This is a genomic window from Demetria terragena DSM 11295 (assembly GCF_000376825.1).
GTDB lineage: Bacteria > Actinomycetota > Actinomycetes > Actinomycetales > Dermatophilaceae > Demetria > Demetria terragena.
Genome location: NZ_AQXW01000004.1, coordinates 1,663,771 through 1,690,512, shown reverse-complemented (window position 1 = coordinate 1,690,512; position 26,742 = coordinate 1,663,771). Strand labels below are relative to the sequence as shown.

26 protein-coding genes, 2 tRNA genes and 1 other RNA gene are annotated in these 26,742 nt (G+C 65.6%); 13 read left to right on the top strand and 16 right to left on the bottom strand.

Annotated features, from left to right (window positions below; genetic code table 11):
* Positions 1-36 precede the first annotated feature (36 nt).
* Positions 37-351, top strand: a complete 315-nt coding sequence (locus F562_RS0112435; RefSeq protein ID WP_018157291.1) for an EthD family reductase — start codon at positions 37-39, stop codon at positions 349-351.
* Here the strand turns inward: F562_RS0112435 and F562_RS20265 are convergent.
* The 10 genes from F562_RS20265 to F562_RS0112385 are packed head-to-tail and all read right to left on the bottom strand — an operon-like array spanning position 346 to position 8,553.
* Entirely contained in the window at positions 346-1,239 is an 894-nt protein-coding gene (locus tag F562_RS20265; RefSeq protein WP_018157290.1) for a GNAT family N-acetyltransferase, read from the bottom strand. The two genes, F562_RS0112435 and F562_RS20265, sit on opposite strands and share 6 nt — an antisense overlap.
* Before the next feature lie 34 nt (positions 1,240-1,273).
* Positions 1,274-2,044, bottom strand: a complete 771-nt coding sequence (locus F562_RS0112425) for an enoyl-CoA hydratase-related protein (RefSeq protein WP_018157289.1) — start codon at positions 2,042-2,044, stop codon at positions 1,274-1,276.
* 32 nt (positions 2,045-2,076) lie between these two features.
* Positions 2,077-3,039, bottom strand: a complete 963-nt coding sequence (locus F562_RS0112420) for a threo-3-hydroxy-L-aspartate ammonia-lyase (protein ID WP_018157288.1) — start codon at positions 3,037-3,039, stop codon at positions 2,077-2,079.
* Positions 3,040-3,054: 15 nt separating this feature from the next.
* A complete protein-coding gene (locus tag F562_RS0112415; protein ID WP_018157287.1) occupies positions 3,055-4,134 on the bottom strand; it encodes an ABC transporter ATP-binding protein in 1,080 nt (359 codons plus the stop codon).
* A complete protein-coding gene (locus F562_RS19080; protein ID WP_018157286.1) occupies positions 4,131-4,940 on the bottom strand; it encodes an ABC transporter permease in 810 nt (269 codons plus the stop codon). The genes F562_RS0112415 and F562_RS19080 overlap by 4 nt, the downstream gene beginning before the upstream one ends.
* A complete protein-coding gene (modA, locus tag F562_RS0112405; protein ID WP_018157285.1) occupies positions 4,937-5,734 on the bottom strand; it encodes a molybdate ABC transporter substrate-binding protein in 798 nt (265 codons plus the stop codon). The genes F562_RS19080 and modA overlap by 4 nt, the downstream gene beginning before the upstream one ends.
* Positions 5,731-6,126, bottom strand: a complete 396-nt coding sequence (locus F562_RS0112400) for a TOBE domain-containing protein (protein ID WP_026181243.1) — start codon at positions 6,124-6,126, stop codon at positions 5,731-5,733. Before F562_RS0112400 ends, modA begins: the two co-directional genes overlap by 4 nt.
* 32 nt (positions 6,127-6,158) lie before the next feature.
* Positions 6,159-7,061, bottom strand: a complete 903-nt coding sequence (locus F562_RS0112395; protein ID WP_018157283.1) for a cation diffusion facilitator family transporter — start codon at positions 7,059-7,061, stop codon at positions 6,159-6,161.
* Positions 7,061-7,477 (bottom strand): ArsR/SmtB family transcription factor, encoded by a 417-nt coding sequence (locus tag F562_RS19075; RefSeq protein ID WP_018157282.1) that lies wholly within the window; start codon positions 7,475-7,477, stop codon positions 7,061-7,063. Before F562_RS19075 ends, F562_RS0112395 begins: the two co-directional genes overlap by 1 nt.
* Before the next feature lie 35 nt (positions 7,478-7,512).
* Positions 7,513-8,553, bottom strand: a complete 1,041-nt coding sequence (locus F562_RS0112385; protein ID WP_018157281.1) for a DNA polymerase IV — start codon at positions 8,551-8,553, stop codon at positions 7,513-7,515.
* Positions 8,554-8,663: 110 nt separating this feature from the next.
* Here F562_RS0112385 and F562_RS19070 point away from each other — a divergent pair, with 110 nt between their 5' ends.
* Complete coding sequence (locus tag F562_RS19070) at positions 8,664-9,461, top strand: alpha/beta fold hydrolase (RefSeq protein ID WP_018157280.1); 798 nt, start codon at positions 8,664-8,666, stop codon at positions 9,459-9,461.
* A gap of 290 nt (positions 9,462-9,751) precedes the next feature.
* Here F562_RS19070 and F562_RS0112375 read toward each other — a convergent pair whose 3' ends face one another.
* On the bottom strand, positions 9,752-10,411 hold the full coding sequence (locus F562_RS0112375) for a hypothetical protein (RefSeq protein ID WP_018157279.1): 660 nt from the start codon (positions 10,409-10,411) through the stop codon (positions 9,752-9,754).
* A 130-nt stretch (positions 10,412-10,541) separates the two neighbouring features.
* Positions 10,542-11,600, bottom strand: coding sequence for an HIRAN domain-containing protein (locus F562_RS20260; protein ID WP_169333386.1), 1,059 nt, complete (start codon positions 11,598-11,600; stop codon positions 10,542-10,544).
* A gap of 431 nt (positions 11,601-12,031) precedes the next feature.
* On the opposite strand from F562_RS20260, the gene F562_RS21380 reads away from it, so the two are divergent.
* The 6 genes from F562_RS21380 (at position 12,032) to F562_RS0112340 (ending at position 18,477) form a co-directional block, all read left to right on the top strand.
* On the top strand, positions 12,032-12,337 hold the full coding sequence (locus F562_RS21380; protein ID WP_211206456.1) for a transposase: 306 nt from the start codon (positions 12,032-12,034) through the stop codon (positions 12,335-12,337).
* 307 nt (positions 12,338-12,644) lie between these two features.
* A complete protein-coding gene (locus F562_RS0112360) occupies positions 12,645-15,317 on the top strand; it encodes an ABC transporter permease family protein (RefSeq protein ID WP_156822642.1) in 2,673 nt (890 codons plus the stop codon).
* On the top strand, positions 15,314-16,159 hold the full coding sequence (locus tag F562_RS0112355) for an ABC transporter ATP-binding protein (protein WP_018157277.1): 846 nt from the start codon (positions 15,314-15,316) through the stop codon (positions 16,157-16,159). Before F562_RS0112360 ends, F562_RS0112355 begins: the two co-directional genes overlap by 4 nt.
* Positions 16,156-16,764: an ATP-binding cassette domain-containing protein gene (locus F562_RS19055; RefSeq protein WP_018157276.1), complete on the top strand. Its 609-nt coding sequence runs from the start codon at positions 16,156-16,158 to the stop codon at positions 16,762-16,764. Before F562_RS0112355 ends, F562_RS19055 begins: the two co-directional genes overlap by 4 nt.
* 87 nt (positions 16,765-16,851) lie before the next feature.
* On the top strand, positions 16,852-17,169 hold the full coding sequence (locus tag F562_RS20810; protein ID WP_026181241.1) for a hypothetical protein: 318 nt from the start codon (positions 16,852-16,854) through the stop codon (positions 17,167-17,169).
* Between the two features lie 123 nt (positions 17,170-17,292).
* On the top strand, positions 17,293-18,477 hold the full coding sequence (locus F562_RS0112340) for an IS481 family transposase (protein WP_040385895.1): 1,185 nt from the start codon (positions 17,293-17,295) through the stop codon (positions 18,475-18,477).
* Between the two features lie 36 nt (positions 18,478-18,513).
* On the opposite strand, the gene F562_RS0112335 is transcribed toward F562_RS0112340, so the two are convergent.
* From F562_RS0112335 to F562_RS20255, 4 genes are all read right to left on the bottom strand, one after another.
* A tRNA-Ser gene (locus F562_RS0112335) sits at positions 18,514-18,603 on the bottom strand.
* Positions 18,604-18,647: 44 nt separating this feature from the next.
* Positions 18,648-19,949 carry an alpha-hydroxy-acid oxidizing protein gene (locus tag F562_RS0112330; RefSeq protein WP_018157273.1) on the bottom strand — a complete coding sequence of 434 codons (1,302 nt, stop codon included), beginning with the start codon at positions 19,947-19,949 and terminating at the stop codon, positions 18,648-18,650.
* A gap of 31 nt (positions 19,950-19,980) precedes the next feature.
* Positions 19,981-20,871 carry an ABC transporter substrate-binding protein gene (locus F562_RS19050; protein WP_018157272.1) on the bottom strand — a complete coding sequence of 297 codons (891 nt, stop codon included), beginning with the start codon at positions 20,869-20,871 and terminating at the stop codon, positions 19,981-19,983.
* Position 20,872: 1 nt separating this feature from the next.
* Positions 20,873-21,394: a LytR C-terminal domain-containing protein gene (locus F562_RS20255; protein ID WP_083915541.1), complete on the bottom strand. Its 522-nt coding sequence runs from the start codon at positions 21,392-21,394 to the stop codon at positions 20,873-20,875.
* A gap of 163 nt (positions 21,395-21,557) precedes the next feature.
* On the opposite strand from F562_RS20255, the gene F562_RS0112315 reads away from it, so the two are divergent.
* From F562_RS0112315 to F562_RS0112300, 5 genes are all read left to right on the top strand, one after another.
* Entirely contained in the window at positions 21,558-23,135 is a 1,578-nt protein-coding gene (locus tag F562_RS0112315) for a helicase HerA-like domain-containing protein (protein WP_018157270.1), read from the top strand.
* A gap of 52 nt (positions 23,136-23,187) precedes the next feature.
* Positions 23,188-23,277 (top strand) — tRNA-Ser (locus F562_RS0112310).
* Positions 23,278-23,512: 235 nt separating this feature from the next.
* The gene (locus tag F562_RS20250) at positions 23,513-24,262 is read left to right on the top strand and encodes a LytR C-terminal domain-containing protein (RefSeq protein ID WP_169333385.1); all 750 of its coding nucleotides are present in this window, start codon (positions 23,513-23,515) and stop codon (positions 24,260-24,262) included.
* A 50-nt stretch (positions 24,263-24,312) separates the two neighbouring features.
* Positions 24,313-24,409, top strand: an RNA gene (gene ffs, locus F562_RS20615) — signal recognition particle sRNA small type.
* Between the two features lie 28 nt (positions 24,410-24,437).
* Positions 24,438-26,729, top strand: coding sequence for a DNA polymerase III subunit gamma and tau (locus F562_RS0112300; protein WP_040385889.1), 2,292 nt, complete (start codon positions 24,438-24,440; stop codon positions 26,727-26,729).
* Positions 26,730-26,742: the final 13 nt, after the last annotated feature.

Sequence of the window (26,742 nt, the reverse complement as noted above, 5' to 3'; positions counted from 1 at the left end):
GTACGCTGGCGAACACCATCAGCAAAAGGAGTTCGCGTGATCAAGGTCAGCGTTTTGTACCCCCGCGCCGAGGGCGCGCGGTTCGACCACGACTACTACCGGAACCGGCACGTGCCCTGGGTCGCGGAGCAGGTAGGCGAGGCGGTTCGCTCATGGGGCGTTGAGCGCGGGCTGAGCGACGGCGGCCGGGGCGAGGCGCCGTTCGTGGCCTCCTGCTGGTTCGTGGCCGACAGCGTCGAAGCCTGGAATTCCGGTTTTGGGCCAGTCGCCAAAGAGGTGCTCGCCGACATCGCGAACTACACCGACGTCCAGCCGGTGATGCAGGTCAGCGAGATCACGTCTGAGTCATAGCACCATGCGTACGCCGCCTTGGATCGGTTGATAGCCGAGGCTGTCGTAGAGGCGGCGGGCGATGACGTTGTCGCCGAAGACGTTCAGGGCAATGCCCTGCTTACCTGCGCGGTGGGCGGTGTGAGCGGCAGCATTCATGATGACCCGCCCGTAGCCGCGACCCCGTGCGGACGCCTCGACCTCGACCTGGAAGACGAAGGCGTACGCCGCGCGCAGGTCGAGCCACAGTATGCCGACTCGGTCACCGGCAACTTCGGCTACCGAGAACGAGTGTCCGTGGGTGTGCTGACCGTCCGGGAGCATCTGGGCGCTCTGCTCGTCGGCTGTACGCCGCGCGACCTCTGGCGACTCACCGTTGCGTACCCGCGTGGCGATGTATTCCTCGTGGTCGACGGCCCACCAGTCGGCGTACTCGTTGACTGTCATAGGCCGCAGTGTGACGTCCGGAGCCATTGGCAACTCGGTCAGCGGCAACGCCATGTTGGTCGAGGCCGCCTCGAAGCGCGCATCGTTGATGAATGCTGCGTGCGACGGGTCATCCGCCGTCCAATGTGCCTCAAGGGCAGTCGAATCGGCCGCCTGAGCGCGTGTCACAAGAAGGGCGCGAAGCTCGTCCGCGTCCTGCAGGTCGTCCAACCGAATGTCGCGCACGGTTGTCACGCCGGCACTGTCGGCCACCCACGCGTGTCCGACGCGTTGGTCGCCTCGCTGAACCCAGAGCAGACCAGTGTCGGGCTGGGTGGGTAAGGCCCGCTCCAGCGCCTCGGCGGCCTCCTCCGGGACCCGACCGACCGCGCTCACGGCAATCAATCCGGTCAATCGATCGCGGAGCATGGCAAGCCACGCGGGGAAGTCGTCGGGGGCGACGGGAGCGAGAGTCAGCGACACGACAGCGCTGCGTTGCTACTCGGCCGGCCGGCCACTAGTCCGTCCACTCTGGATGGCGCTTCTCTAGAAATGCGGTCATGCCTTCGCGTGCACCGGCAGATTGTGACGCGGCGGCCATCGCTTCGGCGGCCATGGCGTAGGCATCGCTTTCGGGATGGTCGAGCTGGGCATACAGCACGCGTTTGCCCCACGCCTTGGACGCGTTGCTGCCTCGAGTGGCGCGCGCGAGAAGTTCATCGACAGCGGCGTCGAGATCGGCATCGGGCACGACCTGGTTGATCAAACCCCAGTCGAGCGCGGTCGACGCGTCGATGACATCGCCGGTGAGGGCCATCTCCATGAGGCGTTTGCGGCCGATGGCGCGGGCTACTGGCACGGCGGGCGTATGGCAGAACCACCCACCCTTGCCTCCCGGGAGCGCGAAACCGGCCGATTCTGCCGCAACCGCTAGGTCTGCTGAGGCGACCAGTTGGCATCCGGCCGCGGTTGCCAGCGCGTGGACCCTGGCCACGACCACCTGAGGCATCGAGTGCATGCGTTCCATTACGGATTGGCACAGCGCGAGCAGGTCACGTACGCCGACCATGTCGCGAGCCGCGACGTCACCGAAATCGTGCCCCGCGGAGAAAACGGGGCCCTCTGCCTGAAGCACGACACCGGTGGCCCCGGAGGCGGCGACCTCGTCCAGGGCGTTCTTGAGTTGTCGAAGAGTGCTCTCCGACAGCGAGTTTCGACGTTTTGGATTGGTCAACGTCACCCGAGCGACGGAGCCTTGGTGCGTCACAGTCACAGCGCGTTCGGTCATGGTCACCAACGTACGCCGCTGATCGTGGCCCGTCAGGCGGTCTGGCCCACCAACTCGACGAACCTGGCCATGTCGACATTGCCGCCGCTCAAGATGATGCCGATGCGCTTGCCGTATGCCTCCGGCTTGCGTGCGAGAGCCGCGAGACCCAGGCATCCGGTGGGCTCGACCATGATCTTCAGGGTGCTGGCGAGGTAGGCCATCTGGGTGACCAGTTCGTCATCGGTCGCCGTTTCGATACCAGCGATGTATTGCTTCGCAAGGGCGAAGGTCACTTCTCCCATGGCCTGAGTCTGCGCGCCGTCGGCGATGGTTGAAGGAGTGGGGATCTGGATGATGCGGCCGGCGTCGAGCGAGCGCTTGGCGTCGTCGCCTGCCGCGGGTTCCACTCCGAAAACCTGCGTCACGGGTGCCGCGGACTGCGCGGCCAGGCAGGTGCCGGTGACGAGTCCACCACCACCCATTGGCGCGAGCACGGAGTCAAGGTCGGCCACGTCTTGGAATAGTTCGAGCGCCGCAGTGCCTTGTCCCGCAACGATGTCTGGGTGGTTGAACGGCGGGATGAGGGTGGCGCCCTCGTTCTCCGCCAGTGCCAGGCCGATTGCCTCGCGGTCTTCGGCCGCCCGGTCGTATGTGACCACGCGCGCGCCGTAGCCCTCAGTCGCCTGTCGCTTGATCACGGGCGCGTCGGTGGGCATCACGATCGTTGCGCGAATGCCGAGGATGCGCGCAGAGAGGGCGATCGCTTGGGCGTGGTTCCCAGAGGAGAACGCGACAACCCCGGATTCGCGCTGAGTCTGGTCGAACTGGGAGAGCGCGTTGTATGCCCCCCGAAACTTGAACGCGCCCATCCGCTGGAAGTTCTCACACTTGAGAAAGACCTCAACCCCCAGCAGTTCGTTGAGGCGGGTGGAAGTCATCACCGGAGTGCGGTGCGCGACACCCCTGATCCGGTCGGCGGCTGCGGCGACGTCATCAGGCGTGGGAAGGTTCACGCGCCCAGTCTGCCGTCAGCGCGCTGGGTAGGCCAGTACTTCGGTGGCTTTGGCGCTGAGCCAGACGTCTCGGCCGATCCGCAGATCAAGGTCAACCACGGCATCTGGGGTGAGATCGACGACTGCGGGCGGCGCACCGCTCACCGAGAGTCGGACCCGATCGCCCAGGGTCTCGATGCCGTCAATCTGCCCTGGCCAGACATTGCGCGGACTGCCCGGCCCCGGGTGCTCGCGGTGCAGGCTGATGGCGGTGGGGCGCACCGTCACCATGACGGGGCCATCAGGAATCGGCTCGTCGCCCGCGGTGGCGTGCAACTCGCCACCGCCGGTGAGTTGGATCGACGGGGTAGCCGAATTTTGTTGGCCTTCATACAGGTTCAACCCGACTAGTCGGGCGACGTAGCCCGTCAGGGGCCGACGTGCGACTTCGGCTGGTGGGCCGTCCTGGACGATGTGACCGCCTTCAATGACGATCAAGCGATCCGCCAGCACCATGGCATCGATGGGGTCATGCGTCACGATGAGGACGGGTCCGGCGAAGGCGCTGAGGTGGTCGCGCAACGCAGCCCGCACGTCCGTACGGGTGCGGTGATCGAGTGCGGCCAGTGGCTCGTCCAGGAGCAATAACTCTGGGTCGGAAGCCAGAGCTCGGGCGATCACCACTCGCTGCGACTGCCCGCCAGAGAGTTGTCGCGGTCGGCGGTCAGCCAGGTCACTGAGCCCGAGGCGCGCGATCCATGGCTCCGCACTGGCTCGCGCAGCAGACCGGGACCCGCCCCGAGCACGCGTAGAGAAACCGACGTTGTCGCGAACGTCGAGATGCGGAAAGAGCCGGTAGTTCTGGAAGACCAGCCCGACCTGTCGTTGATCTGGTGGGACGAAAACTCCGGCGTCAGCGTCGTCCACAATTCGATCACTGATGCGAATTTGACCTGACTGCAATGGATTTAGCCCTGCAAGACTGCGAAGCAGGGTGGTCTTACCCGCGCCGTTGGGACCGAGGACTGCGACGACTTCGCCCGGTTGGAGGATGAGGTCCAAGTCCATGGCGAATCCGCCCGCTGCTGCCGTTCCCCGCAGTGACGTGGCGTTCATCGGGTTGCCCCACTAGGCCACCAGCGGTCACGCAGGCCGACCAGCACGATGATGCTGACCGCGAGCAGGACCAGGGATACGGCAACCGCTGCCTCTGGATCGCGCTGCATCTCGAGGTATGCCGCCAGCGGCATCGTCTGGGTCTTACCCGGAAGGTTGCCCGCGAACGTGATGGTGGCGCCGAACTCGCCAAGAGCACGCGCCCAGCACAACACCGATCCGGCCACTAGAGCGGGAAGGACTGCGGGGAGGGTGACCAGGCGCGCGGTGCGTACCCGCGAGGCGCCGAGAGTGGCGGCGGCTTCCTCGAGTTCCTGACCGGCCGAGCGCAAGGCGCCTTCGACACTGACGATCAGGAATGGCATCGCCACGAACGTCTCAGCCAGAATCACCGCTGTCGTGGTGAACGGGATCGTGAGACCGAACCAAGCATCCAGCCAGCGTCCAATCAGGCCCTCCCGCCCGAAGGCGAGCAGGAGCGCGATACCGCCCACAACCGGTGGCATGACCATGGGGAGGGTGACCAAGGCGCGCAGCAAGGTGAGGCCGCGGGCTCGTGCCCGAGCCAAGACCCAGGCGAGGGGTACGCCGAAGATCAGCGACAGCACCGTGGCGCAGGTGGCGCTGACCAGCGACAGGCGAAGCGCGTCCAGGACCGCGGCAGTGGTCAGCAGTCGCGGCATGTCGGTCCATGGCGCGCGTACCAGCAATCCCGCTAGGGGGATCAGCAGGAAGCAGGCCGCGATCGCAGCCGGGACGCCGAGCGCCCACGGCGGGCGCCCGGCGGTGGGTGGTTTTCGCGTCATGAAGGTGCGGAGAAGCCCGCCTTGGCGAGAACCTGTTGGCCCTTGTCGGAGAGCACCAGGTCGATGAAGGCCTTGGCACCCGCGGCGTTTGGCGCCTTCGTCAACTGCACAATCGGGTACTGGGTCGAGGCGTTCTGGGACTTGGTGAGGTCAATCGTCTTGACCTTGGAACGGGCCGCCTTGGAATCGGTGACGTAGACCATTCCAGCGTCCACCTCACCAAGTTGAACCTTGGTGAGCACCGCCTTGACGTCGACCTCTTCGGTCGCCGGTTTCACCCTGACTTTGGACTTCTTGAAAACCTCGGCGGCGACCCCTCCGCACGGCACCTGAGGCTGGCATATTGCCGTCTTGACGTCGGCCTTCGCCAGATCAGACAACGAGGTGATCTTGCCCGGGTTGTCGGGCGGCGTCACGATGGCCATCTGGTTCGTGGCGAAGGTTTTCGGGCCTTTGGCGTCGCCCCCAGAGGTCACCTGCTCCATGTTCTTGGGGGCGGCCGAGGCGAAGACATCGGCTGGTGCACCCTGAGTGATTTGGGTAGCCAGGCCGCTACTAGGACCAAAGCTGAAGACGATGTCGGCGTCCGGGTTGGACTTCTCGAAGTCCTTCTCCAGGGTTGTGAAGGACTCCTTCAGTGACGCTGCTGCAAAGACGGTGATCTTGCCCGAAATGGCGGCGGCCGAGTCAGGTGCGGCGGAGGACTCAGTCGATGGCTCGTTCTCGCTGCCACCGCACCCGGCGAGCGCGATAGCAGTCACGCTTGCTGCTGCAAAACACTTCATTCGCTTCATGCGGGGACCTCCACGATGACATTGGTTGACTTGACTGTTGCGGTGGCCAGCGACCCCGGTTGGAGTTCGAGCTCGTCCGCGGCCTCTCGGCTCATGAGTGATACGACGCGAAACGGCCCGCACTGCAGCTCGACCTGAGCCATCACGGTGTCGCGGCGTACGTCGGTCACAAGACCGGTGAACCTGTTGCGGGCGGAGGACGGCGCGGGATCGTCGTGGCCACCTCCGCGAGCGACTTCCTGGGCGACTCGGGCCAGTTCGACCCCCGCCACGACCTTGCGGCCGTTGCTATCGGTGGTCGCTTCGACCTTGCCGGAGTCGCACCAGCGGCGCATCGTGTCATCACTCACGCCTAACAGGCTGGCTGCTTGTGGAATCCGCAATTGCGTCATAGTTGCGCACCCTATACCGCAGATGCGGTGATCTACCAGGTAATCTCGTCGCACTCCGACGCGCTGCGTTCGACCTGCAATGTGGCGTGCTCGATATGAAAATCGGAGCGAAGCGTTTCGCGGGCGCGGATCAATACATCGCCACTGGATGTCTGCGGGTCGGTCATGAGGTGGCAGGTCGCCACATTCATCCCGGATGTCAACGCCCACACGTGCAGGTCGTGGACGTCGGATACCCCCTCGACCTCGCTGAGGCGTTGAGCGACGTCATCAGGGTCGATTCCAGGCGGGGCGTGCTGGCCGAGAACGGCCAGCACCTCGCGACCGAGGATGACCGCCCGAATCGCGATGAAGAGCGAGATCCCGAGAGCAATCGCGGTATCCCACCAGGAGCTCCCGGTGAGGCTCACGAGGATGCCTGCGGCGATGACTCCCAGCGAGCCCACGGTGTCGGCGATGACCTCGAAGTAGGCGCCCTTGACGTTGAGGCTCTCGCTGGCTCCCGCGCGCAGCAGGCTCAGACTGATGAGGTTGATCAGCAGGCCGAGTGCTCCCACCACCAGCATGGGGCCGGCGGCCACCTCGGGTGTGTCGCCCAGGCGCCGCAAGGTCTCGATGGCGACATAGATCGCCAGGCCGATCATGAGCAGCACCGTAAAGCCAGACGCAAAGATCTCGGCGCGGTAGGAGCCGTACGTCCGTCGCCCGGTGTTGTCGGGTCGGGTCGCGATGCGGGTAGCCATCAACGCCGCGCCCAGCGCAACGACGTCAGCGGCCATGTGGCCAGCGTCGGAAAGGAGTGCGAGGGACCCGGAGGTCATCGCGACGACGAGTTCGATGACAAAGAAGGTCGCCACCAAGCCGAAGGCGGCCGCAAGCCGCCACCGATGGCGAGCGCCGGCATGCCCATGCCCATGACTGTGTCCGGCACCCATCAGGAATGCGCCATAGCCGTGTGTGGGCAGATCCGGCAAGACCCGCGGGTACGGCAGCGATGGCGCTTATGCCCGCCGCTGGCCGTGGGGCATTCGACCACCATGTCGTCGGTAGCGCCGAGAAGGCGGTCGGCTTCCTTCAAGAGGGCCGCAACGAGCGTGGGTTCGGTGACCGCATAGGCCGAGGAGCGTCCGATGGGGCGGGAAGTGATCAGGCCGCAGTCGCGCAAGCAGGCCAGGTGACCAGACACCGTCGACTGGGCGAGCCCAAGATGCTCGGTGAGCTCCCGCACGTTGTGTTCGCTCAGAAGTAGGTGCCGCAACAGGGTGAGGCGCCCGGGGTCACCCAGTGCACGGAAGAGCGCGGCGGGGCTGATCGACTCCGCAAGCTCGGTCTCGGAGGACTCACTTATCATCGGCATCTACCGATGATAACGGAAGTCGACGATGTTTAATAGCCACCAGGGGGCGGCACCATCTCGCCTCGGACACCGAGCAACCGCACGGGCCGAGCATCCTCGAGCGAGCGGTAGAGCGCCTCAGCGGTGTCGGTGATGACATCGAGGTCGTACGTCGGTTCGGGAAGCTTGCGGACCTTGGTCACGGTGAAGAAGGGCGCGAACCGCACCTTGAGATGGATCCGCTGGCATGGGCGCTCTTCGCGCTGGAGATCGGCAACGACCAGTTGAGCTAGGACCCGCAATGCGTCCTGGACCTGCTGTGGGGTGGCCAGGTTCTCCTGGTAGGTCGTCTCGTGGCCGTGCGCACGCGCGACCCACGGTGTGTCATCGACGATGTTGGGCCCAAATCCACGACCGAGGTTCCCAATATGCGGTCCTGTGCGAGGCCCAAACTCTGCGGCCAGCACCTCCTCAGGCGCGGCGGCAAGATCGTGAACTGTGCGAATCTCCAATGATGCCAAGCGTTCTGAGATGCGCTTGCCGATACCCCAGAGATCTTGAGTTGGACGGTCTCCCAGGACATCCAGCCAGTTGTCCTTGGTGAGCCGGAAGGTTCCGCGCGGCTTGCCGAAGTCGGTCGCGTTCTTCGCCCGAATGGTGGTGTCGCCGATACCAACCGAGCAGTCGAGTTGAGTGGCAGCGTGCACCGCGCGCTGAATGGCGACTGCGCTGGCTCGCGGGTCGTCGGTGTCGATTCCTACGAACGCTTCGTCCCACCCCAGCGGTTGAATCGTCGCGCCGGGAAAGTCCCGCAACGTAGCCATCACCTGCGCAGAGGCCGCTTCGTAGACCGGAAAATCCACGGGAAGGAAGGTCGCCTCAGGGCACTTGCGTACCGCGATCTTGAGTGGCATTCCCGACCGGACGCCGAACTCGCGCGCTTCGTACGAAGCCGTCGACACGACCGCGCGCTCGGTCGGGTCACCCCGCCCGCCGACCACGACCGGTGTGCCGATGAGTTCAGGGCGTCGCAACATCTCGACGGCAGCAAGAAACTGGTCCATGTCGACATGCAGCACCCACGCGGTCATGCCTGCATTGTGCGGCGTGGTCCGCGGCGGCCCCACATTTCTTGCGCTCGGGAAGGAGTTGAACCCGATACTCGCCATGAACCCGTTCCAGTTGTTACGGTCGCGTTACCATGAGCGCGATTAACTACACACGAACCGGTCAGGGCGAGCCTGTTGTCCTGATTCACGGCCTTGGCCACCACGGGAACGCATGGGGCAAGGTCCCCGCAATGCTGAGCGAGCATTGCGATGTGGTGGTCGTCGATCTGCCCGGCCACGGGGGTTCATCAGCGCCAACGGCGCCACATACGTACAACTTGGACAGCATTGCTGACCAGCTCGAGGAACTCTTCGACGAGCTGGAGGTCGACCGGCCGCACGTCGTGGGCAACTCACTCGGCGGCTTCCTCGCGCTGGAGTTGGCTCGCCGGGCCGCGGTGGTCAGTGCGACCGCAATCTCGCCCGCCGGGTTCGGCACACAGCGGGAACTGCTGGGCATCGCCATGCCGCAACTTCTGGCCTTGAAGTTGGCCTCCATGGCACCGCGCCGCGTCCTGTCGGCGGTCTCCCAGCGACCTGGTCTTCGGGCCGTGGCGTTCCGAGCGCTCTACTCGGATCCACGCCGCCAGACGCCCGAGGATGCCTACAAAGACAGCCTGAACTTGCGTCAGTCGTCCGGGTTCTGGCCCCTGCTGATCCGCGCCTCGAAAACCCATGTCGGACGCGACATTCCGACTCCCGTCACGATCGTCTGGGGAACTGACGACCGCCTCCTGATTCCACGGCAAGCCGACCGCGCGGCCCGGGCTCTCCCGAGCGCGACGGTCGAACGGTGGCCGGGATGCGGCCACGTGCCGATGGTGGACGACCCGGAACGGGTGGTGCGCCTCATTCAGCGACAGGTGGAGCGCGCTTCTGTCGCCGGCTGAGCCCGGTCTTGAGGGCCTGCTTGCGCCCGAGCGCGCGTTGAGTCGGCGTGTCCTGCTAGTCCCAGGGGCGTGGCACTAGCACGACACGCCGACTCAACGGGCTGGCGGGGTGCGTACGCGGCCCGCCCCAGAACAGCAAAAAACCCCGGGAAAACCGGGGTATCTCACTGGCAGGCTGGCGACACAAAGTCCTGACCTGCGGCTATCCAGACTTCTCCGGCGAGTTCCCACCGGTTCCGTCTAGATTTCCCAGGGCGTCGAGGAACTACGGTCCGTCCCTCAAGCGCGGGTCACGGGCTGCCCTGCTTGTCCCGTTCGCTGGCGGTGGTCGGCGTAGATGCCCCGGAAAGCTCTCGAAGCTGAATTCGAAGGTCGCATAGTTGCGTTGCTCTCCGCTGTCGCCAATGTCGTCTCCACCAAGATTTGTTGAGCATGTCCTCGACGGTAAGGAACGCACGACCCAACCCGGCGGGCCACTTCTTGGCTCGTTTCCGACGTACCGCACGCCTGAGGGCGCGTCGCCGAAGGTCTTCCCACTCGGCGCCGGGAGTTGGTATCCCTGCACGGAGTACAAACGTGATGATCGAAAAATAGCCCAAGACAAATAGCCACGCTAAGGCCGCGGTCGCATCCTGCGAGGGCGCGGTGGGCGTGGTGAATGCCAGCGCGGCGCCGACCGCGCCGACCGCAAGGAGTGCGCCGAGCCACAACAGGGCTCCGCGGACTGCCCGAGAGAAGAGTCCAATGCGGCGGAGTTCGCGCCGCATCAGATCCGCGCAGTGCAAATCCCAGCGTTCGCGAAGGTGTTCATCGGGGTGGCCGCTCAGGGACTGTCGAAGATCGAGAGCCTGCTTGGTGCGGCGGTGTGGGTTCCATCCGACGTAGAGCGCAGTCGCTGTCGTGAGGACGCCGGTGGCAAGTGTCGCACCGAGAGCTGACGCTGTTGCCATTCCATGGCCCTCCGCACTGCGAGTCTCCGGCTGTCCACAGGACCAACGTATCGGAGCACCCAGTGGCGCCTCGCCGCGTTTGACACTACTGCGCGTAGCGCAGCACGACCCCTCGCCCCAAACCTGCGCGTCAGGTTGTGTCTGGGACCCAGAATTGCCAGTCCTTGGGTGGAACTGGCCAGTCGGACTGTGGTCGCCAGCCGGACCAGGGCTCCCACATTCCTGGTGGAGCTGGCCACCCGGGTGGCGCGTTGAAGCGAATCGCCGTGGGTTTCGGTGGCACTTCGAAGGTTTCCGCGGTCGAGCCAAGCAGTTCCTCAGACCGATATCTGGCGTGGCCCGTCGTCAGCGTTGGGCTCGATGATGTGTCTGGGGCGGGGCTCGGCGTCGTGCTGAACCAAGCGGGCGGCAACTCGTGCGCCTTGGCCGCATAGAGCGTCGCCTCAACCTTGACGCTGTTGCCGCGAAGCAGTGCCTTGGCAGCAGTGAGTTCCCCCTCGGTGGCGAGGTGCTCGACAGCAGGGAGGAACTTAGCGCTCATCGTGGGCGTGAGCTCACCGATAGTTGCCCCATCTATGGAGATCTCCAGAGTGGGCTTGGTCGCATCTGGTTTCGCCTCAAGCGTGACGTGTGCCCACGCTTCACCATCGTCACCCACGAGGGGCGCCAGGACCTCGAGGTGCTTCTCCTCACCGCGTACCTGAATCGCCGACCCGTCGGGGAGCATCCGATGAGGCTCGCCCGGGGCGGTGTTGACGGGAACCAGCAGGCATGGGGAATCGAGGCATACCGATGCGTCTGCGTGAATCGAGGCCTCGTAGACGTCACGTCCGCGGCGGTCGGTGCCGGTCCACTCGTCGCGTTCCCATGCCCATATGCGACAGTCCGTCGTCGGCGTCAGGCCCTCGCCGACGATCCTGGCAAGGACCGGCTGGTACACGCTCGCCAGCTCAGCCGGTAGGTAGCCGATACGGTGCCCTTCGACCAGGACCTGGACCGCGAACGGGTCGTGGGAATTGGTCGGCTCCGGCACCAGTAGGGCGGTGCCCGTGTACTCCTGGCTGTTGTTCAGTCCGGCGCCAAGTATTTCTCGGATCTGGTCCTGGTGGTAGATCTCCCCGGCGACACTGACGTTAGGCCAACTCCGCCGACACCAGAGGCGGAACGATTGTGATTCTGTCCCATGCATCATCTGATGATGACCAACCAGTGCGCTCAGGGTGCCGAGTTCAGTCAAACTGATTCATCCCACGCCACGCGGGACCGCTTGCGCCCGAGCGCGCGCTGAGTCGGCGTGTCGTGCTAGTCCCAGGGGCGTGGCACTAGCACGACACGCCGACTCAACGGGCTGGCGGGGTGCGTACGCGGCCCGCCCCAGAACAGCAAAAAACCCCGGGAAAACCGGGGTTTTTCACTGGCGGGCTGGCGACACAAGTGCTCTGACCTGCGCGGATGCGTGACTTTGCAGGAGCGATTTCCCACTGCTGTTGACGACGGTTCCCAGGCCGGCGTGCTCGTGCGGTGGCAGCATGTAGCGGGGCGATCTGGCTTCAGCGGCGTGAATAGCGGGGCGGGCGACTGTCGCACGGGGCTGATGCGCGGAAAGGTGTCACATGATCTGTGGCGCTGGAGAGGGTCGCAGGGAAGGATGTGCATCACGCCCGCTCCTACCCTCAAGAGTTCCGTGACGACGCTGTCCGTGTCGCACGGAATCGTGAACCGGGCCAGAAGGTCTCCCAGATCGCGACGGACTTCGGGATCTCCGAGTCCTGCCTGACGAACTGGACGCACCAGGCCGACGTCGAAGACGGTGCCCGGCCCGGCATGACCCGTGAAGGGTCTTCTGAACTTCGTGATTTTGCGGCGCCGGAACCGGCTGCTGGAGCAGGAGATCGAGGCCTGCGCCGCGTAGCCGCCTATTCTTGAGTTTGGCTTCTTGAGGTTGGCCGGATCCTTGATGTCGACTACTCTGCGAGCCTCGCGCTCGTGGATGACGCACTGTCTCTGCGCTCTGACACTGAAGGTCACCCGGGCACGGCTGTGCCGCCTCAGAATGCTCCTTATTCCTGGGGGCTCGGCTTGCTTGGGGAACTTCACTGGGAGATTCAGCGGAAGGTCGGTTCCGAGTGGTCTTTCATGCCGAGTCCGCTGACGAGCCTTGCTCTGCGTGCACGTGGTTCGATGCAGCTGTAGTTATGGGGGTCTGTCCATTGGTCGAACCTAGGGGGTATCGATGAAGCGGCGAGTGGCGCGCGTATACCAACACTCAGCGCGCGCTGCGGCGGGGGCTCGCCGGGTACAGTTAGTCGTGCTGGCGGCGGTGGTCGCTGGCCTTGTGGCGATGGCAGCGATGATCCCGCTCGTGACGAACTCGGTGGCGAGGGCGATGGTCGACAACCGGGTAAGTGCGTTGGGTGATCTCGGCCGTTCGGTGGAGGCGCGCGCGGTGGGGACCGATGGGCGCGTGCCGATCGAGGAGCTGGCGCCGGTGGTCGGGGAGCAGTGGGATGGCCTCGCGGGTCCGGTCGTGGGGCAGTACCGCGTCGACGTGGGTCCGTTGCCTCCAGATGCTGGGCATCGAATCACACTGCTGGCGCGTGATGGGTTCTGTCAGCGCGTTCAGATCGTTGCGGGCGAATGCCCAACGAGGCGCTTCGATGTCGCGATCTCGCGAGCCTCGGCCAAGGCGCTGGGTCTTGAGGTGGGAGATCAGTACCGAGTCGTGCAGTTTCCCCGTAACAGGGATCGGGTCAATCGGACCCTGACGGTACGGGCGGTGTTTTCACAGAGCGGTCACTCCGGGTACTGGCGTGGGCTGGATGTGTCCGATGTGCCCGTCGACGTCCGCCCGGACGGCTCCAGGGTGCGCAGTCACGACTGGCTGGTGGATGCCACGACGTTCGCGGGAGCGATGCCCGATCATGTCCCGCGCGGTACGGAACCGTCCCGGAGCACACGCGACTCGCCGGATTCTGTGGGGTGGGCGGACGTGGAGACCACGGTGAATCGTTCGTTGTCGCAAGGCGCGTTCTCGTATGACCGGCTCGATCAGGCGAGGTCGGCGCTGGCCACGACGCAGGAGCGTGCAGCGTCTGGCACCTTGGACACCTCGGTGACTGAGCAGGTGTCCACCGTGGATGAGCACGTCGGCAAGGACGTGGAGCAGCTCCGCATGATCGGTCCGTTACTGCTCGCGCAGTTGGTCGTCTTGCAGGCGGTGCTCACGTGGATTGTGGTGCGGGCGATGCTGACTCAGAGGCGACGCGAGGTGGCGCTCATGCGGCTGCGAGCACCTGGCCGACTGGGTGCGGCGATGGTGCTGCGGCGAGAGCTGGGTCCGTCGGTGGTGATCGGACTGCCTATCGGCCTGGGGGCGGCGTACGCCCTCGACTGGCTGGTCCGGAGCACCTGGATGTCGGGGACCGCCGGTGGGTGGAGCTGGAGCGCATTGGCCGTCGCTGCTGCGGTGTGGGTGCTGACTCTGGGCACGGTGACGTGGTTGATTCGGCGGTTGGTGAGTCGACCCGTCGCCGGGTTGTTGCGGGATGTCCAGCCCCGGGCGCGGCGCTGGCGCCTCTCGGTCGGAGAGACGGTGCTGCTCACCCTCGCGGTCGGCATGATGGCGACAGTGGTGACCGGCACCTTGAGTGGGCCGCCCGTGCTGGTGACGCCGATTGCGATGGCGTTGGCTGTCGGTCTGGTCCTGGGTGGGCTCATGGTTCCGATCGCCGGACGAGTTGCCGCACGGGTGTTGCGCCGAGGTCGCGTCGCCACACTCTTGGCGCTGACGAGCTTGTCGCGCCGCTCATCGACCCGCAACATCGTGCTCGCGTTGACGGCGGCGGGGGCGATGGTGACCTTCGGGATCGGGGCACTTCAGCTGGGCGAGATCAATCGCCAGCACGCGGCGGAAGCCGAGGTCGGTGCGCCGGTGCGGCTCACGATCACCAACTACCACTCGAACGGGGACCCGAAAGACTTTGTCAAGATCATCGACCGGCTGGACCCGAAGCATGAGGTGATGACTCCTGTCCTACGCATGCGGTCGGGCAACAGTGACGGACCTGTCGTGCTGGCCGGTGACCCGGGGGCCATGAGCCGTATCGCGCTGGACGCCGGGGGAGGCGACCCATGGGCGAAACTTCGGACCGGCACCTCTCCGCAGGGTGCTCTTCCGGCCGCGGTGGCGCACTGGTCCCCGCCTGTTGAGGGCGATTCGGAGTTCTCTGCACCGGCGCTGGCGGTCGCAGACAAGGACTTCGAGACGATCGCGTCCGTGCCGTTGATCCCTGGGGCCGAGGAGCATACGTTCATCACTTCATTGTGGCCCTTGCTCGCTGACGCGGTCGCGAGTCCCTCGCTCAGCGCGGAGATTTGGGCGACCACCCAGAACCCGGCTCTGCTGAAGCGTGCCGAAAGCGACCTGAAGGACGCGGGATTCGGGTTCGTCATCGACGAGCGCGTGTCGAAGGTGAAGAGCGAGCTGGATCAGTCGGCGTCGGCGTACGGTCTGCAGCTGGGTGTGCTGGTTGCGCTTGGCGCTGTGATCGTTGCGTGTCTGGTTCTGCTGGCAACGCTCTCGGCTCAGGCACGTGGTCGAGCCGAGGACACCCGCGCGCTTCGGGCGGCACAGGTTCCCTCGGCAGTGATCGGTCGGGCCGGTCGAGCCGAGGTGCTACTCATGACCGTTCCGATCGTGATCGGCGCCGCGCTCGGATGGGTCGGGGTATGGCTGGCCGCTCCTGGTGTGCCGTGGTTCTCGCAACCGCCGCCGTACGACATCGCGAGCCGGACACCTCCATTGCTCGGATCGTTGATCGGCGCAACAGCAGCGGTCGCGGTGACGGCTGCGGTGGGCGTGATCGGGATCCGAACCTTCACCAGGGTGAGGGAGGAGAAGTCATGAGAGGCCTCGACGTCCGCGTTCGCGGCCTGGTGCACATCTACCGCAGTGACGGGCAGGACGTCGCAGCGCTGTCAGGTGTTCATTTGGACCTCGCCGCCAGCGAGACCCTGGCACTGCTCGGCCCGTCCGGTGCCGGGAAGTCGACGCTTCTCATGCTGCTGGCGGGCTTGGACCGCCCCACTGCGGGCACCATTACGGTCGGCTCGGATCGGCTCGATCAGCTCTCCGTGGCCGACATCGACAAGCTGCGCGGACGAGCACTGGGACTCGTGCTGCAAGGTGGAGCGGCCAACCTCATTCCGCACCTGACCCTGCGCGAGAACATCGAGTTGGCCCAGGTCGAAGAGCGTGATGACGTGCCCACGGCACGAACCTTGACCTCCTGGGTCGGTTTGGATGAGGCAGAGGCGGGTCTCATGCCGCACCAAGCTTCCCCGGCGCAGACACAACTGGCTGCGCTGTGCGTCGGAGCAGCAAGCGCGCCAGGTCTGCTCCTGGCCGACGAACCGACGGCGTCCTTAGGGGTTGACGAGACGGGCCGAGTGATTGATGCGCTGCACCGCCTGAACACAGAGATCGGCAGCACGGTCCTGACCGTGACCCACGACCCGGTCCTGGCGCGTTCGATGCAACGGACCGTCACGATCCGCGACGGTCGTGTCGGCGGTCAGGCGGAGGCAGGAGTCGATATCGCCATCATTGCTCCGGATGGGTCTCTTCCGCTGCCGGACGCGGTCCTGGAGGACTGGCCGCCCGGTGCAACCGTTCAAGTGGCGAACGAGGCCAGCGGCGAGGATCGCCATCTGGTGGTTCGTCGATGGCAGGCAGGCTCCCCGGAATGACGATGATCGAGCTACGAGACATCCTGACCACAGGCACGGCAGGCACACCGGTGACGGCCAGTATCGGAATCGGTGAGCTCGTCGCCATTGTCGGGGCATCGGACGCCGAGACCCATGACTTCGCACTCACGCTCGGCGGAGCGGTCTCCCCTGCCTCCGGCACCTTGCACGGCGTGCCGGAGCCCAGCCTCGTCGCCTGGATCCCTCGGGACAACCAACTGGCAAGGACCCTCACCGCACTCGAGAACCTCACGGTCCCCCTGATCGCGCACGGGGTTCGTCCGCACGAAGCGATCGAGCGATCTCAATCGATCCTTCGCGACGTTGGTCTGGCCGACCAGGAGGACCGACTGATCGAAGAACTCTCGGGCGGACAGCAGCAACGGGTAGCAGTGGCCAGAGGACTGGCTCAACGTGCCCAGCTAATTGTCGCCGAAGATCCGACCAGTGCGCTCGATGCCGCCAACCGACGGCGCATCCTGGCACTGCTCCGAGACGCAGCCTCTGATCGCGTCGTGGTGATCACCGCCAGTGCGGCAGAGTCCTTGGAAGGCACCGCGGACGTCCTGATCGACCTCGACTCACCGCGAGTGCCGAGCATCTGAGCCGCTTGTAGTTGGGAGGAGTCCGGTTGTGAACCGTCACGGGTTTGATGCCGCTCTTGTTTCGTCCGGGAGGGCGGATTCAGCTGGTTGTCGCAACGCCCCCGTTCTGGAGGTGTTGAGTGGTACGTCGTCAGCAAGCAGCAGATCGAGCGATCCGGCCCAAGTAACGCCCGCCTGGGCATCCGAAGCTTCAACGGCAGGTCGAGGCAGCGTTTCTGGGAGCAGATCGCCAAGGGGCTACTGCCGAATCTGACATCTATCCGGCAAACCGGGTACATGTCACTGGTCCAAGACCTCGACATCACCATCGCCCACGCCCAAACCGGCGAAATCATCCGCCGCCTCACCCTCGACCCCACCAAGGACTACCAACCCCAAAACCAACAAGACCCGAACCCCCACTGAGGGCCCGGGCCTTGCAGATGTCGTGAGACATCACACTGGCGGTGGCGGTGGTGTTGAGTCTCAGGACATGTGAAAGGGATGTCTCACGACATATGAAAGTCGTGGGTGCGGTCCGATTGGCGGGTGACGAAGAGGAAGCTGGTCATCACCGCGATCCTGAAGACGGGCCTGAGCCAGGCGGAGGCATCACGAAGGTACGAGGTCCCTGAGCCAACGGTGTCGCGGTGGATGGCCCACTACCGCGCTGAAGACCAGGCAGCGTTCGAGCCGCGCTCGCGCCGCCCGAAAGGGAACGCCTCGGCGACCCCTGAAGCGATGATCGAGACCGTGCTGGCCGAACGCGACCGGCTCGTTCAGGCCGGTCACGACGCCGGGCCAGCAACGATCGCCTGGCACCTCGAACAAGCCGGGCACACCCCACCCTCACGGGCCACGATCGCTCGGATCCTGACCCGCGCAGGACGCATCCGACCCGAGCCGAAGAAAAAACCAAAATCGGCGTATATCCGGTTCCAGGCCGAGCAACCAAACGAGTGCTGGCAGTCCGACTTCACCCACTACCGCCTGGCCGGCGGCAAGGATGTGGAGATCATCACCTGGCTAGATGACCACTCCCGGATGGCGCTGCACATCAGCGCCCATACCCGGATCACCGGCCAGATCGTCCTAGCCACCTTCCAGGCCACGATCACCGAACACGGTTGCCCCGCAAGCACGCTCACTGACAACGGGATGGTGTACACCGTCCGGCACGCCGCCGTCGGAGTCCGCGGCGGCCGCAACGCTTTCGAACACACCCTGGCTGCCCTGGGCGTGACCCAGAAAAACGGGCGCGGAAATCACCCACAAACCCAGGGCAAAATCGAGCGCTTCCAACAGACCCTGAAGAAATGGCTCCGCAACCAACCCCAGCAGCCAACCACCCTCGCCGACTTACAGACACTGCTGGACCGATTCCGTCAGGAATATAACCACCAACGCCCACACAGCGCGCTCCACAGACGCACCCCCGCCGCGGCCTACCACGCACGACCCAAAGCCGGCCCGAGTAACGAACCCACGCCCCGGACCCACAATCGCGTCCGCACCGACAAGGTCAACGAAGGAACCGTCACCCTCCGACACCGCGGGCGCCTTCACCACATCGGCATCGGCCGAGCACACAACGGGCAACCCGTCCTCCTCCTGGTCCAAGACCTCGACATCACCATCGCCCACGCCCAAACCGGCGAAATCATCCGCCGCCTCACCCTCGACCCCACCAAGGACTACCAACCCCAAAACCAACAAGGCCCGAACCCTCAATGAGGGTTCGGGCCTTGCAGATGTCGTGAGACATCACACTGGCGGTGGCGGTGGGATTTGAACCCACGGTGGACTTGCGCCCACAAACGCTTTCGAGGCGTTCTCCTTAGGCCGCTCGGACACGCCACCGCCGGAAAGGCTACCTGAGGCGGTGGCGGGACGCCGAATCGGCGCTACACCTGCACCCCAGACGCTTCGAGTGCGCTCGTGTTGACCTCCGCAAGCGAGGTGACTCCGGCCAAGCCCATAGTGAGCTCCAGTTCCGCCCGGAAGGATTCGAGCACCTGCTGTACGCCATCAGCGCCGCCCAGCGCGAGGCCGTACACCCACGGGCGTCCGATGCAGACCGCGTCGGCGCCCAGGGCGAGCGCCTTGAACGCATCCGCACCGCAGCGCACCCCGCTGTCGAACAGGACAGGAACCTGTCCGCCGACGCGCTCGACCACGCCAGGCAGGGCGTCTAAGGAGCCGACGGCGCCGTCCACCTGACGCCCGCCATGGTTGCTCACCACGATGCCCTCGGCGCCGGCCTCAACAGCGAGCGCGGCGTCGTCCGCGTGCTGAATTCCCTTGACTAGCAACGGCAGTGACGTGCGTTCGGCCAGCCAGGAGAGCCGATCCCAGGTGAGGTCTTGACGAGAGAAGAGACGCAAGAACGTCTCGACGGCAGCGCGCGGCTCGGGTGACCGCACGTTCTCCCAGGAGGCCCCTGGGTAGGTTCGCGAAAGCGTCGCGAGCGACCTCAGAGCGCCCGGACGTGGGCGGGGGAGTGGTTCGCCGCCGCCATCTGCGCCTTCGGCGACTCGGGCGCGTACGCGCTCCTGAAACACCGGGTCGGCGGTGTATTGAGCGATCCCCATGCCCCGGGCGAAAGGCAGCCAGGCGTGATCCAGGTCCTCCGGTCGCCACCCAAGCATCGTGGTGTCGAGGGTGACGACGATCGCCTCACAGCCGGACGCTTCCGCCCGCCGGACCAGGCTCTCGGCCAACGCGTCATCGGATGACCAGTACAACTGAAACCACCGCGGATGGTCGCCCATCTCGGCGACGATCTGCTCAGTCGAGTGGGAGGCCTGGGTCGAGATGATGACCGGCACGTCCGCCGCGCGGGCGCCTCGCGCCAACCCCAAGTCGGCGTCGGTGTGCGCCATCTCGGCCACGCCGATCGGTGCGGTGAGGAAGGGCGACGGAAGTGTTCGGCCAAACAGTTCGACCGAGGTGTCGCGCACCGTGGTGTTGCGCATCATGCGGGGCACGATCCGCCACCGGTTGAATGCCTCGCGGTTCGCCCGCATCGTGTCGCCGCGACCCGCTCCGCCCTCGACGTAGGCCCGCGCGGTCTTGCTCATGGCATGCGCAGCCTTCTTCTGCAGGCGGTCAGGGTGTACGGGCACTGTTGGCAGGTGCCCGAGCACGCCTCGACGGTAAATGTGGCTCTGGATCCGGCGACCGAACGACTCACTCATGCGGTCCATCGTGCGCTCTCCGCGCGAAATGTGCCTGGAGTCAGCGCAATCGAGTCGCCAAACTCGCATCCGGCGCCCCAAGATCGGGGTGCATGATCCGAGCCAGCGCTTCGACGCCGTCGGCCAGTCGGGGGCCGGGCCGCGCGAAGGAGGCATTGGCGTCCACGGCCCACACCTCACACCGGTCCGGCAGATTGTTCGTGAGGAGTAGGTCCTGAGCGATGTGGGTCGACTCTGGGAGGGCATACCCGCAGGGCGCGACCACGATGACGTCGGGGTTTGCGGCCGCGACACTGCGCCAACTCGTGGCGCGCGACTTCACGCCCGCCTCGCCCAACACACTGTGACCCCCTGCAACGGACACCATCTCGGGTACCCAATGTCCTGGCGCGAACGGCGGGTCCGACCACTCCAAGACCAAACAGCGCACGGCGTCCCGCCCCGCCACCAGCTTGCCCACGCGCGTCATGCGTTCGCGAAGGGACCGTGCGAGCGCCGCGGCCGCCTCCTGCTGACTTACCGCTTCACCGATTGCCTCAATAGAGGCCCACACCTCGTCCAATGTGTGCGGGTCGGTGGTCAGAACATCGGCGCGGCACTGAAGGAAATCAAGGGCGTCTCGAACCTCCGAGACGTCAACGGCGCACACGGCGCAGAGGTCCTGGGTGACGACCAGATCGGCATCCAGGTCACTCAAGGCGGCCCGGTCGAGACGGTAAAGATCCTCCCCGGCGGCGATGCGGGTGCGTACGGCTCGGTCGATTTCGGCGGGTGTCAGCCCGGTCGGAAGGTTCGAGGTCGACACCACGGTTGCGTCTCGGCGTGCGGAGGAGGGACTGTCGCACTCAAAGGTCACGCCGACGACCTGGTCCGCGGCGCCCACGGCGTGGAGGATTTCGGTCGCCGATGGGAGCAGCGAGACGACCCGCATCTCAGCAGCCGTCGTCCGGGCTGGCGGTCTCCGAGTTGACCTCAACGGTGGGCATCTCTTCACCAATGGCGACATCGACGCTGGTGCCCGTGCGGCCATCGGGCATCAGCTTGGCACCGGGAATGAGCGTCGCGAGGTGAGTCTTGGCGAGCTTTTCGCCCTCGGGGCCGAACCGAATCTCACCGACATTGCTGAGCTTCTTCTTGTACGGGTCGTTTCCGACAACCCCGAGGTCAAAGCCCCGGCTCTCCAGCGCCTTGCTCAGGTCGCCAGCGGCGCCCGACTGGTCGGACGAGTTGTAGACGTTGACGGTGAACCGCCCCTGTGGCGGAGTCGAGGTCGTGGGGGTGCAGGTCGGCTCTGGGCTTGCCGAGCCTCCGACCCAGCCCTCCCAGTAGGCCAAGGACAGCCCGAACCCGCCAAACACCATGGCGATAGCGATGATAAGCACCGCGATGCTGCGGTGGCGACGTCGCTGCCGGGCGCGTTCGAGCCCGGTCATGGTTTCTCGGCGGACGCTCATGACACTGCCCGTTGCTTTGACTTCCGCAGGCAGGGCTTCATTTGGTCCCCGCGTCGGAAGGGGGCGCCCCCGCCCACCACCTGAAACTTCACGGGGTCACTGTAGTTGCCGGTTCTGTGCGCGGCTCTGCCGACCGTGGCCCCGTGCGCATTAAGGTCATGATGTGAGCGATGAGACGAGCCCCTTAGAGCAGATCACCACTGGCTACCAATTCGAGGGCGGCGCCCTTGAGCTTGGTGCCGCAGTCATCGATGGCACCGCGCACCCCGAGGCGCTCGTACGCCTCCCGCTGGCGATGATGAATCGCCACGGACTCGTCGCAGGCGCCACCGGCACGGGCAAAACCAAGACCTTGCAGCTGATGGCTGAGCAGTTGTCCGCCCAGGGCGTCCCGGTGTTTCTCGCCGACGTCAAGGGTGACCTGTCAGGTCTCGCGGCGGCCGGGGAGAGCAACGACAAGGTCGCCTCGCGCGCCAAGGACGTCGGCCAGGATTGGGCCGGCACGGCCTTCCCGGTGGAGTTCTTCGCGCTGGGCGGCGAGGGCAAAGGCATCCCGATTCGCGCCACCATCACCGCCTTTGGTCCGACCTTGCTGTCCAAAGTCCTCGGTCTCAATGACACCCAGGAGTCGAGCCTTGGGTTGGTGTTCCACTACGCCGACAAGAACGGCCTAGCGCTGCTGGACCTCAAAGACCTGCGCGCCGTCGTCCAACACCTCACCTCCGATGAGGGCAAGGCGGATCTCAAGTCCCTGGGCGGGCTTTCCTCATCCACGGCTGGGGTCATTCTGCGCGAACTGATCGCCTTCAGCGACCAGGGCGCCGACGCATTCTTCGGAGAGCCAGAGTTCGACACCACCGACCTGCTCAAGGTGGTCGAGGGCAAAGGCATCGTCTCGTGCCTTGAGTTGCCGTCGGTGAAGGACCGTCCGGCGCTGTTCTCGACCTTCCTCATGTGGTTGCTGGCAGATCTTTTCCAGGACCTGCCCGAGGTCGGCGACGCGGACAAGCCCAAACTCGTCTTCTTCTTTGACGAGGCGCACCTTCTCTTCGAGGACGCGTCCAAGAGCTTCCTCGACTCGATCGAGCAGACCGTGCGCCTTATTCGCTCCAAGGGTGTCGGTATTTTCTTCGTCACCCAGACGCCCAAGGACGTTCCGTCAGGAGTGCTGGGGCAGCTCGGCAACCGGGTCCAGCACGCGTTGCGCGCGTTCACCCCCGAAGACTCCAAGGCGCTGAAGGCGACGGTGGGCACGTTCCCGCGGAGTTCCTACGACCTGGAGAAATTGCTCACTGAACTCGGCACCGGCGAGGCCGTCGTGACAGTCCTGTCTGAGAAAGGCGCGCCGACACCTGTCGCCTGGACCCGCATGCGGGCACCGCAGTCGCTCATGGCGCCCGCGCCGGACGCCACCATCGACGGTGTGATTTCGGCGTCGCCGCTGGGGGAGAAATACGCCGAGGCCGTCGACCGGGAGTCGGCGTACGAACTGTTGGCTGGGCGACTCGACAAGGCCGACGGCGAGCAGGAACCGGCTGCTGCCGGAGCGGATACCGCCGAGGCACCGGAAGAGAAGGCGCCACCGAAGAAGGCTCCGCAGAAAGCTGAGAAAGAAGACCCCGGAATGGTGGAGAAGGTCGTCGGGTCGAGCGCCTTCAAGTCCGCCATCCGCTCAGCCGGCACGGTCATCGGCCGCGAGATCACCCGCAGTCTGTTCGGGACCGCGCGTCGTCGCCGTTGACGTACGCCACCAGAATTCGCGGTGTGGCGGGCGCTCGGGTACCCTCGCCCACGGAGGATTCGCATAGTGGCCTAGTGCGCACGATTGGAAATCGTGTTGGGGATGAAACCCCTCGCGGGTTCAAATCCCGCATCCTCCGCCATTGTCGACAAACGGCTGGGACTTCGGTCTCAGCCGTTTGTCGTACGTCCCGGCGTTGTCCCGAGCGACGAAGGGGTGGTGTTCGACACGTTGCGCCCGAAAATGCGTGGGCCTGTCGTCGATGAGCGCGGACGTCGGTCACACTAGAGCGGCAACTAACCATCGGGGGCGAGTGAGGCGAAGTGGGTGTGATGCGGGGTAGCGGTCGAGTCGCAGGGCCTTTGGTGGCGGTGGCCATGGCGGCCACCCTCTTGGCTGCCTGCAGCGGCGACTCGGATGACGCGGCGACGCCGACCCCTTCCTGCCCTAAGCCGGTGCCCGAACCAGCTGCTTCCATCAAGCACAACACCATCTACCTCAATGTCGTCAACGCGGGCTCGAAGGCCGGGTTGGCGGGCGATACCTCGACGCAGCTTGAGTGGCGCGGGTTCAATGTGCTGGAGACCACGAACCAGGACCTCACCGACAACGCGCAACCCAAGACCGCTGAAATTCGGTACGGCCCCGCCGGCCGACAGATCGCCCTCACCGTCGCCGCCGAGATCGAGAACCCCACGCTGGTCAAAGATGAACGCACCGACCCCACCGTCGACCTGCTGATCGGCACGCAGTTCAAACTCAAGCCCGTTCCGCCGCCGGCGCCTTCGGCGATCACGGCCAACATCTACAACACGACCTACAAGCCTGGTCTTGCTGGCGATACGGCCAAACTGCTGAAGCAGCGCGGTTTCAAAATCGCTGAATCGGGCAATGATCCCGGCGGGTCGTACTTCCCGAACGACGTGGTGTTGATTCGCCATGGTGAACGCGGCGAACCGGCAGCTCGGCGGATGGCCCTGCAGTTCCCCGATGCGCGTCTTCAGGAAGACAGGCGGGAGGGAACCGACGTCGACGCCATCCTCGGCAGCAAGTTCACCTCGCTCGTTCCGGTCGCCAAGGCGACTGCGCCCCCGGCTAAGAAGCCGACACCGCCCAAGGGCTGTTAAAGGCCGACGAGGTCAGTTCGCGCGGTGTCCGAGCGTCACCTAGAGTTATCTCCGGCCCCCCGTGTGGCGGTACCTCTCCGAACTCCCCCAGGGCAGGAATGCAGCAAGGGTAGGTGAGCTCTTCCGGGTGCACGGGGGGTCCCTCTTGTCTGTTGCCGCAGATATCGTCATCGATGTGACCACCGCGCTGTACCGCAGATACCGCCCAGAGACATACGTCGACGTCATCGGGCAGGACCACGTGACCGGGCCGCTCATGCAGGCGCTGCGCACCGGCAGGACCGGGCATGCCTACCTGTTCAGCGGGCCGCGTGGCTGCGGCAAGACGACGAGCGCGCGCATCCTGGCTCGCTGCCTCAACTGTGCGCAGGGACCAACACCCACGCCGTGCGGCGAATGTGAGTCCTGCGTCGCGCTCGCACGAGACGGGTCCGGCAGCATCGACGTCATTGAGATCGACGCTGCGAGCCATGGTGGCGTCGACGACGCGCGCGATCTGCGCGAGCGGGCGTCCTATGGTCCGGCCCAAGCGCGCTACAAGATCTACATCATCGACGAGGCGCACATGGTGACGCCGCAGGGCTTCAACGCGCTGCTGAAGATCGTCGAGGAGCCGCCCGAGCATGTGAAGTTCGTGTTTGCCACGACCGAGCCAGAAAAAGTCATCGGCACTATTCGCTCGAGGACCCACCACTATCCATTCCGGCTGGTCCCGCCCGGCCTGCTATCGGATTACCTGCAATCGCTGTGCGACAGCGAGGGCGTACGCGTTGAGCCGGGTGTCCTGTCTTTCGTCACACGTGCCGGTGGCGGCTCCGTCCGTGACTCGCTTTCCGTGCTCGATCAACTCATCGCTGGGTCCACGGACGAGGGGTTGACCTACGCGGGTGCGGCCGCACTGCTGGGCTTCACCGACGGCGAACTGCTCGATGCGGTCATCGATGCGCTCGCCGCACACGATGGCGCTGCGGTATTCCGACAGATTGACAGGGTGATCGAGTCGGGGCATGACCCGCGGCGATTTATCGAGGACCTGTTGGAGCGTTTGCGCGACCTCATCGTGGTGGCTGCCGTCCCTGACGGTGCGGCTCAGGTGCTGCGTACCGTGCCTGAGGATCAGATCGAGCGGATGCGCCAGCAGGCTGCCGCCTATGGCGCTGGCGCACTGTCGCGCGCCGCCGACATCGCCAACACCGGACTGACCGAGATGACCGGTGCCACCGCGCCGCGCCTTCAGCTCGAGCTCATCGCGGCGCGCATCCTGCTGCCAGCAGCCTCCGGCGAGCAGGGTTACGCCGCCCGCCTGGACCGGCTGGAGCGGCGTCTCGATCTCGGTGAGTCCGGCAACGCTGGTCGAGTAGGCGAGCCCCCTAGGGCGAGCCGTATCGAGACCACGCCCGTCGCGCCGAGCACACCGGTCGAGCCCTCTACGCCGGTCGAGCCCTCTACGCCGGTCGAGCCCTCTACGCCGGTCGAGCCCTCTACGCCGGTCGAGCCCCCTACGCCGGTCGCGCCGCCTACGCCGGTCGAGCCGCCTACGACGGTCGAGCCTGTCGAGACCCCGGTCGAGCCCACCCCCGGCGCACGCTTCGCCGGGACGGGTGGCGGCGACGCAACCATCCGCCCGAGCTCGGCTAGCGCCTCGCCCGGACTCCCGCCAGACCCAGCCAGCGCCGCCGCCACCCATCCCGGCTCCGCGTCCCCCACGCCGGTCGAGCCTGTCGAGACTCCTACACCACACCAGCCAGGATCGATTGACACCGATGCGATCCGGCGGGCATGGCCAGACGTACTCGACAAGATCTTCCACATCAGGCGGGTGACGTGGGCGTTGCTGAGCCAGCATGCGCATGTCGTGGACTACGACGGGCAGCGGTTGCTCCTGGGTACCTCGACTCAGGCGCTCGCCGACACCTTCCGCCGCGGCCAGCACCCAGATGTTGTGCACCAGGCGGTACTCGACGCGATTGGCGTCAACACTCGTGTCGAGGCGCAGGTGCACGAAGGGTCGCCGCCCGCAGGCACCAGCGCGCCCCCAGCAGTTGATTCCTCACCGGCGCAGCCGCCAGCAACGACCAGCCCGCAACCGCCAGCGCAAGATGAAGCTGCCGCGCAGATCGGCGGAGCGGCGCCGCCCGGTGGGTGGGACGCCGATTCGCGCGACTCCTGGAGTTCACCGGCGGGACCGCCACCTGACTGGGCTTCCACAGCACCAGCTGACGCGCCAGCGGAGCCAGAGCCGACCCCCGCGGCACCTGCCCAGCCCACCCAATCTCCTCGCCAGCGTGCTGAGCAACGAGCCCGAGAAGAAAGCGCGGCCGCCACGTCGCGGGCGAGTTCGCCTTCAGCCGACGACACCGCAGTCGACCTCAACGATGAAAGCGTCGAAGACGCTACGGACGTCGGGTTGCCCGTGGTCCAAAGCGTGCTTGGCGGCACGATCATCGCGGAGGAGTCCGAGGGCTGAACCGAGGACGGGA

Bases quoted from the DNA above. Each gene is read 5' to 3' on its own strand.
- F562_RS0112355 (WP_018157277.1), top strand. From the start codon at position 15,314: ATGAGAGGCCTCGACGTCCGCGTTCGCGGCCTGGTGCACATCTACCGC.
- F562_RS20260 (WP_169333386.1), bottom strand. From the start codon at position 11,600: ATGCATGGGACAGAATCACAATCGTTCCGCCTCTGGTGTCGGCGGAGT.
- F562_RS0112360 (WP_156822642.1), top strand. From the start codon at position 12,645: ATGAAGCGGCGAGTGGCGCGCGTATACCAACACTCAGCGCGCGCTGCG.
- modA (WP_018157285.1), bottom strand. From the start codon at position 5,734: ATGAAGCGAATGAAGTGTTTTGCAGCAGCAAGCGTGACTGCTATCGCG.
- F562_RS20250 (WP_169333385.1), top strand. From the start codon at position 23,513: ATGGCGGCCACCCTCTTGGCTGCCTGCAGCGGCGACTCGGATGACGCG.
- F562_RS19055 (WP_018157276.1), top strand. From the start codon at position 16,156: ATGACGATGATCGAGCTACGAGACATCCTGACCACAGGCACGGCAGGC.
- F562_RS0112400 (WP_026181243.1), bottom strand. From the start codon at position 6,126: ATGACGCAATTGCGGATTCCACAAGCAGCCAGCCTGTTAGGCGTGAGT.
- F562_RS19080 (WP_018157286.1), bottom strand. From the start codon at position 4,940: ATGACGCGAAAACCACCCACCGCCGGGCGCCCGCCGTGGGCGCTCGGC.
- F562_RS19050 (WP_018157272.1), bottom strand. From the start codon at position 20,871: ATGCGGGTCGTCTCGCTGCTCCCATCGGCGACCGAAATCCTCCACGCC.
- F562_RS0112395 (WP_018157283.1), bottom strand. From the start codon at position 7,061: ATGGGTGCCGGACACAGTCATGGGCATGGGCATGCCGGCGCTCGCCAT.
- F562_RS0112375 (WP_018157279.1), bottom strand. From the start codon at position 10,411: ATGGCAACAGCGTCAGCTCTCGGTGCGACACTTGCCACCGGCGTCCTC.
- F562_RS0112415 (WP_018157287.1), bottom strand. From the start codon at position 4,134: ATGAACGCCACGTCACTGCGGGGAACGGCAGCAGCGGGCGGATTCGCC.
- F562_RS19075 (WP_018157282.1), bottom strand. From the start codon at position 7,477: ATGATAAGTGAGTCCTCCGAGACCGAGCTTGCGGAGTCGATCAGCCCC.
- F562_RS0112425 (WP_018157289.1), bottom strand. From the start codon at position 2,044: ATGACCGAACGCGCTGTGACTGTGACGCACCAAGGCTCCGTCGCTCGG.
- F562_RS20255 (WP_083915541.1), bottom strand. From the start codon at position 21,394: ATGAGCGTCCGCCGAGAAACCATGACCGGGCTCGAACGCGCCCGGCAG.
- F562_RS19070 (WP_018157280.1), top strand. From the start codon at position 8,664: ATGAGCGCGATTAACTACACACGAACCGGTCAGGGCGAGCCTGTTGTC.
- F562_RS0112330 (WP_018157273.1), bottom strand. From the start codon at position 19,949: ATGGACCGCATGAGTGAGTCGTTCGGTCGCCGGATCCAGAGCCACATT.
- F562_RS0112385 (WP_018157281.1), bottom strand. From the start codon at position 8,553: ATGACCGCGTGGGTGCTGCATGTCGACATGGACCAGTTTCTTGCTGCC.